The 249-nt window shown below is 70.7% G+C and carries 1 pseudogene; it reads right to left on the bottom strand.

Going from position 1 to position 249, the window contains the following annotated elements:
• Positions 1-92, bottom strand: a pseudogene (locus ACQG3P_RS21170) (NADP-dependent 3-hydroxy acid dehydrogenase); the annotation flags it as partial.
• Between the last annotated feature and the right edge of the window lie 157 nt (positions 93-249).

Here is a 249-nt window from a genome sequence, read left to right as displayed (position 1 = left end):
GCGCTGACCCGCCAGCCGGCCTGGGCGAAACGCGGGACGGCGGCGGCGCCAAAGCCGGAAGTGGCGCCGGTAATCAGAGCGGTTCGGGTCATCGGGGGTCTCCGTGGGATTCCCGACCATTTTCGCACCCTGCGCCGCACTGTGTGGGCGGGCGCTGGCGGAATCAGCGGATGCGGAACACCCGGGCCTTGGGCAGGTCTTCGTCCACCGGCAGGAACCAGCGCCCGGCAATGCCCGGCACCACCACTA

The organism is Stenotrophomonas sp. SrG, from assembly GCF_050031795.1.
Classification (GTDB): domain Bacteria; phylum Pseudomonadota; class Gammaproteobacteria; order Xanthomonadales; family Xanthomonadaceae; genus Stenotrophomonas; species Stenotrophomonas rhizophila_A.
Note: the sequence above shows the minus strand (reverse complement) of the source record. Positions and strands in the feature narration are given on the sequence as shown.